This window comes from Pseudoalteromonas sp. OOF1S-7 (assembly GCF_022347765.1).
Classification (GTDB): Bacteria; Pseudomonadota; Gammaproteobacteria; order Enterobacterales; family Alteromonadaceae; genus Pseudoalteromonas.
In genome coordinates, this window is sequence record NZ_JAKRFZ010000007.1 from 39,811 (window position 1) to 55,834 (window position 16,024).

14 protein-coding genes are annotated in these 16,024 nt (G+C 49.1%); 7 read left to right on the forward strand and 7 right to left on the reverse strand.

Going from position 1 to position 16,024, the window contains the following annotated elements; translation table 11 throughout:
* Positions 1-2 precede the first annotated feature (2 nt).
* From MHN33_RS11830 to MHN33_RS11850, 5 genes are all read right to left on the reverse strand, one after another.
* Positions 3-680 (reverse strand): TIGR00153 family protein, encoded by a 678-nt coding sequence (locus tag MHN33_RS11830; protein ID WP_239398183.1) that lies wholly within the window; start codon positions 678-680, stop codon positions 3-5.
* Positions 681-810: 130 nt separating this feature from the next.
* Complete coding sequence (phoU, locus tag MHN33_RS11835) at positions 811-1,512, reverse strand: phosphate signaling complex protein PhoU (protein ID WP_239398185.1); 702 nt, start codon at positions 1,510-1,512, stop codon at positions 811-813.
* A gap of 82 nt (positions 1,513-1,594) precedes the next feature.
* Positions 1,595-2,422: a phosphate ABC transporter ATP-binding protein PstB gene (gene pstB, locus MHN33_RS11840; protein WP_239398187.1), complete on the reverse strand. Its 828-nt coding sequence runs from the start codon at positions 2,420-2,422 to the stop codon at positions 1,595-1,597.
* Between the two features lie 29 nt (positions 2,423-2,451).
* Positions 2,452-4,101 carry a phosphate ABC transporter permease PstA gene (gene pstA / locus MHN33_RS11845; protein WP_239398189.1) on the reverse strand — a complete coding sequence of 550 codons (1,650 nt, stop codon included), beginning with the start codon at positions 4,099-4,101 and terminating at the stop codon, positions 2,452-2,454.
* 15 nt (positions 4,102-4,116) lie between these two features.
* Positions 4,117-6,351, reverse strand: a complete 2,235-nt coding sequence (locus MHN33_RS11850) for an ABC transporter permease subunit (RefSeq protein WP_239398191.1) — start codon at positions 6,349-6,351, stop codon at positions 4,117-4,119.
* A gap of 457 nt (positions 6,352-6,808) precedes the next feature.
* Here MHN33_RS11850 and MHN33_RS11855 point away from each other — a divergent pair, with 457 nt between their 5' ends.
* From MHN33_RS11855 to MHN33_RS11865, 3 genes are all read left to right on the forward strand, one after another.
* Positions 6,809-7,312: an ACT domain-containing protein gene (locus tag MHN33_RS11855; protein WP_239398193.1), complete on the forward strand. Its 504-nt coding sequence runs from the start codon at positions 6,809-6,811 to the stop codon at positions 7,310-7,312.
* A gap of 208 nt (positions 7,313-7,520) precedes the next feature.
* Positions 7,521-9,608: a polyphosphate kinase 1 gene (ppk1, locus tag MHN33_RS11860; protein ID WP_239398194.1), complete on the forward strand. Its 2,088-nt coding sequence runs from the start codon at positions 7,521-7,523 to the stop codon at positions 9,606-9,608.
* 10 nt (positions 9,609-9,618) lie between these two features.
* Positions 9,619-11,106, forward strand: coding sequence for an exopolyphosphatase (locus MHN33_RS11865; RefSeq protein WP_239398195.1), 1,488 nt, complete (start codon positions 9,619-9,621; stop codon positions 11,104-11,106).
* 106 nt (positions 11,107-11,212) lie between these two features.
* Here the strand turns inward: MHN33_RS11865 and MHN33_RS11870 are convergent, their stop codons facing one another.
* Positions 11,213-12,490, reverse strand: a complete 1,278-nt coding sequence (locus tag MHN33_RS11870; protein WP_239398196.1) for an HDOD domain-containing protein — start codon at positions 12,488-12,490, stop codon at positions 11,213-11,215.
* 149 nt (positions 12,491-12,639) lie between these two features.
* Between MHN33_RS11870 and MHN33_RS11875 the strand changes: the two genes are divergently transcribed.
* Complete coding sequence (locus MHN33_RS11875) at positions 12,640-13,440, forward strand: transporter substrate-binding domain-containing protein (RefSeq protein WP_239398197.1); 801 nt, start codon at positions 12,640-12,642, stop codon at positions 13,438-13,440.
* Between the two features lie 6 nt (positions 13,441-13,446).
* Here MHN33_RS11875 and rlmJ read toward each other — a convergent pair whose 3' ends face one another.
* Complete coding sequence (gene rlmJ, locus MHN33_RS11880; RefSeq protein ID WP_239398198.1) at positions 13,447-14,283, reverse strand: 23S rRNA (adenine(2030)-N(6))-methyltransferase RlmJ; 837 nt, start codon at positions 14,281-14,283, stop codon at positions 13,447-13,449.
* Between the two features lie 223 nt (positions 14,284-14,506).
* Here rlmJ and zapB point away from each other — a divergent pair, with 223 nt between their 5' ends.
* The 3 genes from zapB to MHN33_RS11895 are packed head-to-tail and all read left to right on the forward strand — an operon-like array spanning position 14,507 to position 15,990.
* On the forward strand, positions 14,507-14,734 hold the full coding sequence (gene zapB, locus MHN33_RS11885; protein ID WP_046005422.1) for a cell division protein ZapB: 228 nt from the start codon (positions 14,507-14,509) through the stop codon (positions 14,732-14,734).
* Entirely contained in the window at positions 14,734-15,021 is a 288-nt protein-coding gene (locus MHN33_RS11890; protein ID WP_239398199.1) for a cell division protein ZapA, read from the forward strand. Before zapB ends, MHN33_RS11890 begins: the two co-directional genes overlap by 1 nt.
* The gene (locus MHN33_RS11895) at positions 15,022-15,990 is read left to right on the forward strand and encodes a hypothetical protein (protein WP_239398200.1); all 969 of its coding nucleotides are present in this window, start codon (positions 15,022-15,024) and stop codon (positions 15,988-15,990) included.
* Positions 15,991-16,024: the final 34 nt, after the last annotated feature.

A 16,024-nucleotide genomic window follows, 5' to 3' on the forward strand; every position in this document is an offset into this window, starting at 1 on the left:
GCTTAGCGCGCCAGCATCAGCTCCAGTCGTGAACCTACACGCTCAGCAATGTCTGCCAGCTCGCCGACCCATTCAATGATTTTGTACAAAAACATCACATCAATCGGATTCAGTTCACTTTCAATGCTGCGTAAACCTCTACGAATACGGATCTGCATCTCATCGGTGTCTTCCTCGATGGCATCCAGTTCAACGAGCATTTTTTCGACCAGGACAACTTCGCGACCACGGAAACCGGTTTCCAGTAGTTCGTCGAATTCGTTAATGGCTTCTGAGGCTTGTTTGGTCGCATCAACACAGCGTGTCAGATACGCCAAAAAGTCGGTTTGAATTGATTCAGGGATCTCCAGTTCACGACCAATCACGCGTCCCGCGATGTCTTTGGCTTTATTGGCGATCTTATCTTGGTGGGTAATGAGTTCCAGTAAGTCGGTACGTTCTACTGGCATAAACAGACCACGTGGTAAGTGCAGGCGCACTTCACGCTTTAATGTATCTGCTTCTCTTTCCAGGTTACGGATCTGCACACGAAGCGCATCGGCCTCGGTCCACTCCCCTTTGAAGGCATGGTTAAAGAACGGGATCAAGGTTTCACTGGCTTGATGGACGATCTTAATGTGCTCTTCAATTGGCTTAATAGGAGACTTTGCGAATACTCCTAAAAATGCATTACTAGGCATAACTGACCCTTAAATCATATTAATATGCATGTGCAGGGCGCAATTTTACAGCATTGAGCCAGATTGTGAACGCTTTTTCGTGTGAAGTTCTGATTAACGGTACCGAAAAGGCACCGTTATTTGTTACAGATCACAGTGATTTTTCGATATCTTCCTGAGAAGTATGGCGAATATCTTTGCCATTAACGAAATAAATCACATATTCCGCAATATTCTGACAGCGGTCCCCGATGCGCTCCAGCGAACGTACCGACCAGATCAGATCCATAATCTTTGGAATAGAACGCGGGTCTTCCATCATATAGGTCATGATCTGACGCGTCAGTGCTTCATATTCACGGTCAACTTTGGCATCTTCTTTGTGCACTTCAAATGCACGCTGGGCGTCCATTCGGGCAAAGGCATCCAACACATCATGTAGCATCTGAGAAACCAGACGACCCATGTTTTCAACATTGACCAGTAAGTCCTGTTGATCTTTGGTGAAAGAATCCAGCGCGACTTTTGCAATGCGTTCCGCTTCATCACCAATGCGTTCCAGGTCGGCAATGGTTTTAGCAATGGCAACCACCAGACGTAAGTCACTGGCTGCCGGCTGACGCTTAGCAATAATGCGGGTACATTCTTCGTCAATGCTCACTTCCATGGCATTAACCTGATAGTCGTTCTCGCTGACTTTGCGGGCCTTGCTTTCATCGCAGTTGCTCACGGCATCCAGCGCCAGGTTGAGTTGTTGCTCAACCAGTCCGCCCATACTTAATACATGGTTACGAACGTTTTCCAGCTCTTCGTTAAAGCGGCCAGAGATATGCTTATTAATATTATGTTCCATAGTCAGTTCCTAATTTGTTTCAACACGGCATCGGCGCCTCCTTGTGGAGGCGCTGGCTCAGCGCTTTGCTGAGCCCAATGAATTAACCGTAACGACCAGTAATATAGTCTTCGGTTTTCTTCTTGGTCGGTGTTGTAAACAGAGTATTAGTATCTGAATATTCGATCAGCTCACCCATGTACATAAAGGCTGTCTGATCGGATACCCGCGCCGCCTGCTGCATGTTGTGGGTTACGATCACCACGGTGTACTTTTCTTTCAGGTCGTTGATCAGCTCTTCAATCACCAGAGTCGAGATAGGGTCCAGTGCCGAGGTTGGCTCATCCAGCAACAACACCTCTGGCTCAATCGCAATCGAGCGTGCAATGACCAGACGCTGCTGCTGACCACCCGACAGACCAAACGCACTGTCGTGCAAGCGGTCTTTCACTTCATCCCATAAAGCGGCACCACGCAGTGAGTGCTCCACCACTTCATCCAGCTTACGTTTGTCTTTTACACCCTGTAAGCGTAGACCGTAAACCACGTTCTCGTAAATAGACTTAGGGAATGGGTTTGGGCGCTGGAATACCATGCCAACATTACGACGCAGAGCCGCTACATCAACGCTTTTATCATAAATGTTGGTGCCGTTTAGGTTTATCTCACCTTCAATACGACAGGTATCGACCAGGTCGTTCATACGGTTGATACAACGCAATAGCGTCGATTTACCACAACCAGACGGACCAATAAACGCCGTTACCTGACCGCGTGGGATCAACATGTTGATGTTGCTCAGAGCCTGCTTGTCACCATAGTAAAGGTCAAGGTTTTTGATCTCTAACGCGGTTAGTTCCGGGCTCAAGTTTTCCAGATCCAACTTCTTGCTGGTATCTGCATTATTTACCTGTGGCGCTACTGTAATCATAAATGTTTACCTATTTAAATACTTTACTATTAGTGCTCTAAAGCTCTGAATTTTTCACGTAGGTGGTTACGGATCCCGATTGCAGTGATGTTCAGTGCAATGATCACGGTCACCAGTAAGAAGGCGGTCGCGTAAACCAAAGGACGTGCCGCTTCTACGTTCGGGCTCTGGAAGCCCACATCATATATATGGAAACCCAGGTGCATAAACTTCCGGTCAAGGTGAATATACGGGAAGTTACCATCCAGCGGCAAGGTTGGTGCCATTTTCACCACCCCCACCAGCATCAGCGGTGCGACCTCACCCGCAGCACGGGCAACCGCCAGGATCAGACCCGTCATAATTGCCGGACTGGCCATTGGGATGATAATCCGCCATAAGGTCTCAGCTTTGGTTGCGCCCAGTGCCAGTGAACCATGACGCACTGTGCTTGGAATACGCGATAAGCCTTCTTCAGTCGAAACAATCACCACTGGCAGCGTCAGGATTGCCAGCGTCAGTGCCGACCAGATCACACCTGGCGTACCAAACACCGGACTCGGTGACGCTTCCGGGTAAAACAACGCATCGATTGAGCCACCCAGCATGTAGACAAAGAAACCTAAGCCGAATACGCCGTATACGATAGAAGGGACACCCGCCAGGTTAATTACCGCGATGCGGATCATCTTAGTCACAGCGTTTTTAGCCGCATACTCGTGCAAATAAATGGCCGCGACTACGCCAAATGGTGTCACAATCACCGCCATCAGCATCACCATAAACACAGTACCAAAGATGGCCGGGAATACCCCCCCCTCAGTATTTGCTTCACGCGGATCATCGCTGATGAACTTGCCAATCTGCGACATATAATGGCCCACTTTTGCAAAGAAGCCCATGTCGTTCGGGAACCAGAAATCTAAGACCTGGTATAAAGGCAGTGTTACTTCTTCACCGCGCATGTCGCGCACAACCACTTCGTCGCGTTTGGCACCATTACGCAGTTCAAACAGGGTTTTCTCTAGCACCTTATATTCATCACGCAGCGCGGCGCGCTGTGCTTCCAGGTCAGCGATGATTTCAGCCGTCAATTCATTATCCAGCTGATAAGCGCGCTCTTTAAGGCGCAAACGCTCCAGCTCATAGTTAATGTGGCCAATCTCGCCGTTTTGCAGATCCAACGCTTCTTCATTCAGATCTACGGCACGCTCAACCATCTCTTCCAGCGCTTCTACCGGATTCTCTGTCACCACCTGGCCGTCGCGAATAACACGCTCAACATAGCCATAGAAGTTACCATTTTTAGTCCGTTCAAAAACCGCTATCTGCGCAGGCATTGACTGGCTCTGGATGTCGGTGGATAAAATCCAGCGAAAATCCAGTTCAACATACTCACGGTTACCGGTTTTTACCAGCAAGCGCTCTATGTACTCGCCAGGATGGTTAGAAAAATCCAGGCCAGTTGCTTCCAGTCGCGACTTAGGCACCAGCTCACGGTCGTAGATTTCACCAATCACGGTTTGCTTTTGAACAGAACCTTGCAAGTGCATCTCAACCACTTCAGAAGGCCAGAAAAAGCTCAGGCCTTTCCACGCTATCATTGCAAGCAGACCCAGTACTGAGATCAAACTGATGCTGACCGCACCGCCTGTCATCCAGATCCACGGAGATCCTGACTTAAACCACTGTCTTACCATGTCATCTCACTCCAGTTACATTGAGCTGTATTTTTCACGCAGCTGCTGACGTACAAACTCAGCCATCGTGTTAAATACGAAAGTAAAAATAAACAATACAAAGGCCGCAAGGAACAGGATCCGATAGTGCGAGCTGCCCACTTCAGATTCTGGCATTTCTACCGCAATGTTCGCCGCCAAGGTACGCATCCCCTGGAAGATACTCCAGTCCATAATCGGTGTGTTACCCGTCGCCATCAGTACAATCATGGTTTCACCCACGGCACGTCCGAGGCCCATCATCACCGCCGAGAAGATCCCCGGGCTGGCTGTCAGTAGCACAACACGCACCAGGGTTTGCCATTGTGTTGCACCCAGTGCCAGTGACCCGTTTGACAGGTGCTTAGGTACACTGAATACCGCGTCTTCAGCAATCGAGAAAATCGTTGGGATAACCGCAAAGCCCATCGCAATACCGACAACCAAAGAGTTACGCTGGTCGAACGTCAGGCCCAGTTCGTTGGTCAGATACTGGCGCACGTTACCGCCAAACATCCAACCTTCAATCACATCACTCATGGCAAAAGACACCCAGCCAACCAGCAGAACCACAGGGATCAGCAAGATGGAATGCCAGCCATCAGGCACAAAATGACGGACCACTTTGGGCAGTTTGGTCCAGCCCAGTGCCGTTGCCAAAATGGCCAGCGGCAACAACAGCAACAGCGCAACGATTGCCGGTAGGTGGCTTTCAATCAAAGGCGCTAACCACAGACCTGCGAGGAAACCCAGGATAACGGTGGGTAACGCTTCCATAATTTCAACCGTCGGCTTCACCACGCGGCGCAGCTCACTCGACATAAAGTAAGCGGTGTAAATGGCCGCTGAAAGCGCAATCGGTACCGCAAACAACATGGCATAGAAAGCGGCTTTAATCGTACCAAATGAAATGGGCACCAATGAGAATTTAGATTCGAAGTCATCACTGGCTGACGTTGACTGCCAGGTGTATGCCGGCTCTGGATAGCCTTCATACCACACTTCCTGCCACAACGCAGACCAGGTTACTTCCGGGTGCTCATTGTGCAGTTCAAACACGCTCACCTGATTGCCTGTAAGCAGCAAGGCCGCATTGGCACGAGGCGAGATAGCGAAGGCATCAATTGCCTGCTCAGCCACTTGGCCGCGCCATAATTCGGCTTCACTGGTGGTGTAGTACACGCCCAGTTCACCCTTTTCTGTGGTGGTAAAGAAAGTACGACGATAGAACTCACTGTGCACTTTCATGTGCTTACTCTTATCGCTTTCAAAAGCACGAATTTTGGCAAACTCACGGCCATCGTCCGTGTTTACTTCAAACCACTGTGACACTTCACCATTGTCATTGGCCAGCATCAGTGAGTTGGCTCCGGCCAGTAAGGCCATGCTGACCAGATTGGCATTTTCTTCGTTGGCCGCTAGCAGCTGAAACTGAGTAACATCATCGGCAAAACGAGTATCAAAAATATAAATCTGATTTGCAGAGCGTACAAAAGTACGGGTGGTATCCGGTGAAATCAGTAAGTCATCAATGCGACCGTCAATGGGCAGCTCAGTGCGTGTTACCTGCCACTCCAGCTCACCGGTAAACATGTTTTCTTCGGCTACGTATGACGCGAAGATCACCCGTTTGTCGGCAGTCAAAGCAACCACCGCCGTTTTATCTTCGTAATGGCTGAAGGCAAACTTTTTCAGTGCCTGCTGCTGCTCATCAACCAGCAACTGCTGACCCGCAAGCGGATAACCCAGGCGAGGTTTCATCACACGCTGGTTACCCGGAAAGGTGACCACAAAGTTGGGCTTGAGGATCTGCACCTGGCCATTATCAAGACCGTACGCATACTGGCCTAAAAATGGCGCGCTTTTCGCGAAGCTGGTGATCTGACCATCCAGCTTGGTTTGTAAGGTGCTAACAAGTTTACCTGCACCCTCGCCCTTTACCTGATAAAAATCAACCTGGCCGGTATTATCCAGCAAGTACGCAATCTCTGTTTGCTCTTCCACCCCGAGCGCGAAGTAACGTTTCTCGGCAGACAACGCAATATCAACCCGCTTTTCGACCTTGGCAGATTCGAAAATGGGCTGTACAACGTAAAGCAAATAGAAGAATATCAATAGCAAAGCGACCAATACCATTACCCCACCTGAGGTAATGCCAAACTGGGCAAAGCGGTCCTTAAAGAGACGGCTTCTATCCGTTTTAAAGGATGGTTTTTGCGGATTGGAAGTCATCAAAATACCCTTTCATAATCAAACTGCGGCGCATTATATTTCATCAAGATGACAGTTGTGTTACACCCTGCTTCAAGTCTGCCCGCTTTTATGGACTCGTTGTTGTCGTAATACTGTGACAGGCCTGTTTCTCTCGCTTACAGGTAATCGGTGCGGACAGAGCCGTCCCCAACTTTACACCATAGCGCTGAGTTTGCCTTGTAAAATATCCCCCTGACATTGCAATATCTGAATACGTAAGGCAGATCCAGGCAAAGCAAAATTTCTCGTTGTCAAAGGAACTTAACACCCAAAGTAAGGTTCGAATTACAGTCAGCGATGTGATTTTTGCATTTTTTTACATTGTATCCATTATCGGAAGTAGACAAATAAGTATCATTTACTAGGCTTATAAAGCGATTATTCGCTTTCATTCAGGGCTTAGATACTGAGCCACCAATAATAAGAGACATGTGATATGAAGCAGTTAGTACTAACACTTATAGGCAAGGACCAACCAGGTCTCGTTGAACGGGTTTCCTCAACCATACTTAACCACCATGGCAACTGGCTAACCAGTAATTTAAGTCATCTTGCCGGACAATTTGCAGGGATAGTGCAGGTCGAGGTGGCAGAGGAGCACTTACAAGAACTGCAAGACGCCGTACTTAATATCCCGGAACTTGAAGTGCGGATTGCCACTGGTGAGCAAACCGACAGCACAGAACCGGAAACTTTAAACTTAGTGATCACGGGCAATGACAGACCTGGTATTGTGCAGGAGCTGGCGGCCGTGATCCGTCACAAAGGTGCCAACATTACCCACCTAAACTCTAAACAACAGAGCGCACCAAACTGGGGCGTACCGATATTTAGCGCATTTGCCACCGTCAGCCTGCCTGCGGGCATGATTAAAGACAACGTTGTCGAAGCGCTTGAGTCGATCACCAGCGATCTGATCGTGGATGTCGAACAGTCCTGATCGCACCTTCCGGTGAGGTGGGTGCACCACCTTACCGGGTATCCCACTAACATAGTGTCTGTGCGCAGGCGCTTTGATATCAAACAAGGCAGATCAGGGAGATTGGTCTACACTTTGTTGATAATTCGGTGACATGACAGCGCATGTCATATAAGTGTCACAATACAGCCATATTCTACCCGCAGCTTTAATTACCATGGAAAGAAAGATGCAAGCATTATCTAACGATCCCATTACCATCAGCTACTTTGCCAAAGAGCTGAGCTGGCTGTCCTTTAACGAGCGTGTCCTTCAGGAAGCCAAAGACAAAAGCAATCCTATTATTGAGCGGATCCGATTTTTAGGCATATTTTCCAATAATTTAGATGAGTTTTTCCGGGTTCGTGTTGCCGATGTAAAACGTCGTATCTTATTAAGCAACTTACCTGAAGCAGACTTCGACGAAGACGAAGCACTGCTTAACCAGATGAACAAGAAAGTACTGGAGCTGGGCAAAAAGTTCTCGCATATTTATGATCAGATCCTGCTGGATCTGAATGAGCACAATATCCATATTAAAAAGCCTGCGGAACTGTCTGATTTTCACCAGCAGTGGCTGGCCAAGTACTTTCAGGATCAGGTGCTGCAGCACATGTGTCCTATTTTGCTGAGCGAGAGCAAAGATTACTCAGATCACATTAACGATGCCCTGACCTACCTGTTTGTCGAAATGCGTGGCGACAAGCAACATCACGCATTACTGGAACTGCCAACCGACCGTCTTGAGCGCTTTATTTTGTTGCCACCGGAAAAAACCCGGCGTCACAAAACCATTGTCATGCTGGATGAGGTGGTGCGCTTTTATCTGCACGAGGTGTTCAGAAACTTCCTGAGTTTTGACAACATTGAAGGATATGAAATTAAACTGACCCGGGATGCCGAGTACAATCTGGATGACGAAATTGAAGAAGGCCTGCTGGACAAAATGTCAAAAGGGCTTAAGCAGCGCTTATATGCCGAGCCAGTGCGGCTGACATACGACGAAGCCATGCCGGAAGAAATCCTCAAGGTGATGAAAAAACGCCTGGGTGTAACCAGTCAGGATGCCTTAATACCGGGTGGTCCGTACCGTAATTTTCGCGATTTTATTGGCTTTCCGAATGTGGGTCGCGGCTATCTGGAAAACAAACCCCTGCCACCGCTGCAAAGCGAGGCATTTAATGCCCATCGCAGTATTTTCAGGGCCATTTCTAAACAGGACATCCTGCTTTATTACCCCTATCACACCTTCAATCACATGCTTGAATATGTCCGCCAGGCCGCATTTGATCCCAGGGTTACCCAGATCAAGGTGAATATTTATCGCGTTGCATCACGCTCCCGATTGATGGCCTCGCTGATCAATGCCGCTAAGAATGGCAAGAAAGTCACGGTGATGGTAGAACTCAAAGCCAGGTTTGATGAGCAAAACAACATTGAGTGGGCAAAAATGCTCAGCGACTATGGCATCAAGGTCATGGTTGGGATCCCGGCGTTAAAAGTACACAGCAAACTGTGCGTGGTACACCGCAGAGAAAAAGGCCAAATCGTGAAGTATGCTCACATTGGCACCGGTAACTTCCATGAAAAAACGGCGCGTATTTATACCGATTTCAGCTTATTCACTAAGCACCCTGAGATCTGTGACGAGTGTGATGATGTATTCAAATTTATTGAGAGCAGCTACAGACCGTTTAACTTTAAGCACCTGATGATTTCTCCCCTCAACGCACGGGAAAAAATCCTCGCACTGATCGACAAGGAAAGTAAAAATGCCCAGGCAGGTAAATCGGCCAAGATCACCGTCAAAGTCAACAACCTGGTAGACAAAGAGCTGATCGACGCCTTGTACAATGCCTCTATGGCGGGTGTGAAGATCCGCTTGATCATCCGTGGTATGTGTGCCCTGGTGCCAGGCTTGCAACGCTTTAGTGAGAACATCAAAGTGATCAGTATCGTCGACCGCTTTTTGGAACACCCCAGGGTCATGGTTTTTGAGAATGATGGCGACCCTCAGGTGTACATTTCCTCTGCAGACTGGATGACCCGCAACCTGGATCACCGAGTTGAAGTCGGTGCCCCAATTTACGACGCATCACTCAAACAATTGATCATTGATATTCTTGAACTGCAATTCAAAGACAGGTCAAAAGCACGGATCATTGACAGTGAACAGAAGAATCTCTATGTTCGTCGCGGCAATAAGAAGAAGATCCGCTCCCAGATAGCCATCTATGACCATCTGAAAAAGTGGGAAAGCAATCAATCCAATACATAAGGGCAGCTCTATGACCACATACCCTTCCATCGCGGCCGTTGATTTAGGCTCGAACAGTTTTCATTTAGTCGTCGCGCGGGAGGTCGATGGTCGTCTGCAATTGTTGCACAAAGAAAAGCAACGAGTGTTTCTTGCAGCCGGTCTGGACGAGCAGTTCAATCTCAGCGAAGAGGCCATAGAACGGGCACTGCATGTACTGCAACAATTTGCCGCAACGTTGCAGGATTTTGACAAGCACAGCGTGCAGGTTGTGGCTACTTACACGCTGCGTAACTGCCGCAATATTCGCTATTTTCTGGCCAGAGCAAAACACGTTTTTCCTTTTAAAATTAATGTGATTTCCGGACAGGAAGAGGCTCGCCTTATCTACCAGGGTGTGGCAAATCACATTCATAGCGACGATAACCGGCTGGTGATCGACATCGGTGGTGGCAGTACCGAACTGATCATTGGCAAACATCTGGATCACAAATTACTCACCAGCCGCAATATTGGCTGCGTGACGCTCAGTAACAGTCATTTCAGGGATCTTAAACTGACGGCCAAACGCTTTACCAAAGCCGAAATAAAGGCGGAGCAGAACATCGAGGCCATTTCCGCCAGTTACCGCAAAACCGGTTGGCAAACCTGCATCGGCACGTCGGGCACCATTAAAACCTTGTGTGCTATCGCTCAGGAACTACTTAACCAGGATACCCTGACCCTCGCAGTGCTGGAGCAAATCAGGCAACACCTGATTGACGCCGACTCCCTGAGCGCGCTTAATCTTAAAGCCCTGCCCGAAGAGCGCTATGCCAGTATTGCGGGCGGTCTGGCTATTCTGATCGGGGTATTCAGGCAACTCAACATCGACGAGCTGAGTTATTGCGATAACTCATTACGCGAAGGCCTGTTGCAGGAAATGGCGCAAAATGACGAGTTTGACATCCGTGCCCGCACCATCAGCGCGGTGGGTGAACATTATGCCGTTGATAAGCAACATGCGGAGCATATCTGCAATACCCTGGATCAGATGTATGACATGGTGCGCGAGCACTGGGCACTCAATGAAGTCGATCTACAGATGCTGCGCTGGGCCGCGCGTTTACATGAAGTGGGGCTGGCAATTAACTCGTCGGGGATCCATAAACACAGTGCTTATATAGTGTTAAATGCCCAGTTGCCAGGTTTTACACAGGAGCAGCAACAACTACTGGGCACATTGATCCGCTTTCATCGCAAGAAAATCAAACGCGCAGAGTTGTCCACTATGGTGGAAGCCGATCTGGCGCACTTTTCCCGTCTGCTCACCTTATTACGCCTGGCCATTCTGGTGCATCAAAAGCGACAAATCGACCAGGTTGCAAAGTTCACACTCGAAGCGCTGGATAACAGTCTGCTGCTCACATTCGAGCCCGACTGGCTGGCACAGCACTCCCTGTTTGTGGCCGACCTGCAGCAGGAACAAGCATACTGGAAAACCCTGAACATGACGCTTATGTTCCCGGCAATGAATTAATATCCATTTCATTTAAAACTTGTTCGACTTGCAGAAGATGAATATGACGCTAACAATGTTAAAGATTTCTCTGCCGGCACACGAGTACTCGGGCCCGTAAACGGGCCTAGGCCACTTTTTCTTTTACAACAGCATAGATTTCATCGGCATACACCCGGCTGTCCAGTGCCAGTGAGAAGAGTAATTCAATACTGGATGCAGGGCGGATCGCATTGAGGATCAGCTCAGCTTCCTGAATATTATTACGTTCAACTTCAATTGCCAGCCGCAGCGCCCCACCAATCAAGCCCTTGTAGCTTAATAGCGCGCTGCTAAGGTCCGGGTCGAGTGAAAACTCATCGACAATAACAGAGAGCTCTACATCCAAAACGGCATCAAGTACCGACATCAGGCCAATCAGATAACCCTGCTGTGCCATTTCATCGCCACCCGGGAGCAAGAACTGCTCCAGAAACTTCGCCCGTGCCAGGCCCAGTTTTGTCAGCTCGCTGGGTTTGTCTGCGCCCAGCTCACTTAACGCCAGTACTTTTACAAACTGGCGAATAGCATCTTCGCCTAAGTACACCACCGCCTGAGCAATGGAGCGGATCTCGATTTTATCTTCACCCGCCTTGGCATTGGCCAGCTTGAGCACCCGTGCCGTCAGGCTCAGGTCTTTGGCGATCCTTTGTTGAATTTCTTTAAAACACAGAGACTGCTTGGCCGTGCAACGCAGTAAGTCCAGGACCACCAGTTTCGACGGCTCGACATTGCCATGATTCAGCATTTCAGGCACAGCAAAGAAAAAGCCCTGGAAATAGTCAGCCCCGGCACTCTTGATAAAGCTGTAGTGCTCCATGGTTTCAATCCGTTCCACGATGATTTTTGTCTCGGGAAAGCGGCGTTTGAGCTTTTTCAGCATCATGGTGGTTTTAATCACCGGCTCAAGCACTTCTATTTTGATGTAATCCATCAGTGGCAGCAAAGCTTCCCAGCGTTCGTCGCCATCGTAATCGTCGAGTGCAAAGCGATATCCCAATTTTTTTAGCTTGGCCACCGTGGTGACCAGCTCTGGCAAATTTGTTGAACGCTCAACAATTTCAATCACCAGCCCCTGTGGTCGGAGTAATTTAGGAAGCTCTTGCAGTAAGGTTTCATCTGACAGATTAATAAATGCGGGTGCACCCGCAGCCAGCCGTTCTACACCAATAAAGAGCAGAGAATTAAAAAACAGCCTGCCCGTCGCCTGGCCATCACTGACCCCGATAGGAAAGGCGTTATTATGTGAGTCCCGATACAACAATTCATAGGCAGCCACGCTCTGTTCACGATTGAATATGGCCTGGCGTGCTATATATTGCACCGCGTCTTTTTTTGACTTGGCAATATGACCGCTCATTAACATCCTTAACTCTTGTACTCTAAAGGCTTCCGTTGTCCCAGCATATGAAAACTCGCGCCCTTGAGCAATCTATTTCCTCACCCCAAGAGGTGGCAATATAGCATGCACAAGGAGGTTGCCGGAACAGCCCCTCTTTTACTATTATAGGTCTTATGAGTTTTACACTTATTTCGCCTTTTTGCATCCTGCTTTTTCTCACTTCGTGGCTTTTGAATAGCCAGGATGCTGTCGCATCACCCGTTCAGCAAAACAAAAACACGCACGCCAGTCACAATACCTTGACTTTAAAGTACAGCATCAGCGGTTCAGGCGCCTTTTATCCTTACTTTACCAACGACCCCCAGCATCCAGGGATATTGCCCGATCTCGTCACGCGGATCCTTGCGCAATCTGCATTACAGGGCGAAAACATCGTGCTACCTGCAAAACGCACAAACCGCTATCTGGCCACAGGGAAAATTGATTTCGATCTGATCAGCCCGGCTTGGCTAAAAACAGCGCAGCGCAGTGATCCGCGCTTTGTTTTTTCAGAGGCGATACTGCCCATTCGGGAGTATGTGGTCACCAGGGTTCCCACTCAATCACTCAGTAGCCTGTCAGGCCTGACTGTGGGGACAGTCAGAGGCTATTATTACCATGACGATAATGTCTTTACTCGGGTTGATTTCGAATCGGAACGCGCCCTGTTACAGGCGCTGAGTAAAGACCGGGTTGATATAATCATCATAGGCGATCTGCCCGCCCGATATTGGTCTGCACAGGATAACGTGGCACTACACTTTAACCACCTGCACTCGCACGGCACTTTACATATTCGCCTTCGTGCTGAACATGCCCACCTGTTACCTGAGCTTAACCGGGCTATTCAGGCGCTACGGGAAACGGGACAAATCGCACTGATAGAAGCCTATTATCTCCAGCATACATTCACTTTGCAGGCGCCGGGCGAATAACGCACGTTATTCGGCAACCAGCTGCTCACTGCGGAAAAAACCCGTCTCGGACGATAACAGTTGCACCAGTTCAGGGAGTACCTCGTCCATCGTGGCTTTAAGCGTCCAGGGTGGGTTGATCACTATCATGCCCGATGCCGTCATACCGCGCGCGTCGGTGTCTGCTTCGGTTGCCAGTTCGAACAACTGAATATTTCGCACATCCGATTCAATCAGGGTTTGTTCCATCTGGTCGATCCGCGCCCTATCGACGACCGGATACCAGATCATATAAGTGCCCGATGCAAAGCGCTTGTATGCCTTGACAATTGAGTGTACTGCAACGTCGTAATCGGATTTGATTTCGTACGGCGGGTCCATCAGGACACAGGCACGCCGGGACTGAGGTGGCACCAGTCCCATCAAGCCCTTAAAGCCGTCTTCGCCTTTGACACGCAAAGAACGCTTATGCGCGGTGTTTTTCTCCAGCAGCTTAAGGTCCTGAGGGTGCAACTCAAAGAACCAGCCCTTGTCCTGCTTACGCAAAAACTGCTCAGCCACTTTCGGCGAACCTGGGTAATAGGCCAGTGTGTCACGATTCAGTGACTTAACCAGCTCAACATAGTCGCGGATAGCTTCTGCTTCACCAGCATACGACCACAATTTCGCAATCCCCTGCAGATACTCCTGGGTTTTTTGTGCATCTTTGGCCGCCAGTTCAAACAGTCCGGCACCGGAGTGGGTATCAATATAATCAAAGGGCTTGTCTTTGCGCGTCATGTATTCCAGCACTTGTGCCAGCACCAGGTGTTTAATGACATCAGCAGGGTTACCTGCGTGAAATGAATGTCGATAACTGAGCATTATCCGTTCCTAATTTAGGTGGGTATTGTTCATCGCATTGGCAGGTAAAGAGGCGCTTTTTCATCTCTGCAGCTGAACCATAAATGAACAAAATAGTTAGTATTTGTCATTATCGCTCAAAACGAGACAAAAATCAGCATAACCTGCCCGAATCACTAGCTTTGCAGCGCACTTTGCTTTACATTTGCATGACATAATCACAGTGATAATGAGCGCCTTTAATATGAAAGAAATTCTCCCTCAACTCGAGCAACTGATTGATCAACTTATTGCACAAAACAATACACTGACCGAGCAGGTAAACACCCTCAAAGAACAAAATAGCAAACTCATTGATGAAAATGAGACACTGCAGCTGGAAGTGTTGGAAAGTGAAGAAAAGCAAAAAGAAACCAGTTCAACGCTGAGCGGATTGCTGGAAAAATTACAGAGCGCTAGTCAGGCAGGCTAATGTCAGAATTGCCCGAACAGGTCACCGTCACCCTGCTGGGAAAAAGCCATCAGTTTTCCTGTACGCCAGGACAACAGCAAGCGCTGATTGACGCCGTTGACCTGCTCAATGGCCGGGTCGACGAAATGCGTCAACGCGACACTGTGCGCAGTGACCACAGCGCCCTGTTGCTCGCAGCCTTGCACCTGTGCCATGAGTTGCTGGCGCTGCAAAGTGATACCCAAGACACTCAGCACACGCTGCAGCAACTCACGCAACGTATTAGTACACATATAGAGAGCAAATAGGTGCTGCGCCTGCTCTCTGTTTTCATGCTCTTGCTGGCACTGACACCGCCAGCCACCGCCACCAGCTGGCATATCGTATCGCCCCAAATCACACTCATTGCGCCCGAACCCAAAGCCCGCAATATTTTACCCAACATGGCCTTGATTCAGGGCAATGCCTGTAGCGCTTTGATCGACAGCCATGGGGATTTTGTCGCACTTGAACAACTGATCAATCAACTCAAAGCGCGCCTCAAGACGCCGCTGTGTCATCTTATCGCGACCTCCAGCTCGGCCCACCAGCTCACCGGACTGGCGCTGCTTAAACAGGCTTTTCCGGATGCCAGTGTGCATCTGCCCACAGCGCCGCAGCTGAATGAACATACGATGCGTGCGGCACTCGACAGCCAGCTTAGTAATTTTGCGAAAAGCATTGAGCTCAGTGAGCAACGGCTCAGTCAGCTGACCACGCAACAGCAAGGCCCCTGGCAAACGCGCATTGCACTGGCTAAGCAACGCCTGGCCCGCTGGCAAACGCTGCAAAGTATCGCACTCAGGCAACAAGCAGCGCTACCGGCACAGCTTGAATTGGGCGGATTAACACTCCAGCTCACGCAGTTTCATGGCCAAAGCGGATATGATTTAAGTGTCTTCAGTGTACAACACGGCGCCCTGTTCGCAGGACACAGCGTTAATTTACTGCCCTATGTGCGCCATACAACCTGGCAAAGCAGTTTACAATTGATTCAGAACACACCTGAGCTCGACTGGGTGATGCCTGCATTTGGCAAACCCTATAAAGCGGCGCAACTGCATCTCCCGGTTGCGTTCATGACATTGGCACACCAGCAACTTGCAAACGGTAATACCCATATGCCGCACAGTATTACCGCCCTGTATCAGAGTCAGCCATACACACAGGGACAATTGAACCAACATTTTGATCAGGCCATCAAAGTCCTTCGCCACAAGAAGGCTTTGAATAAATAATCGTCAACCAGTATAGTGAAACGTATGAGAGTCT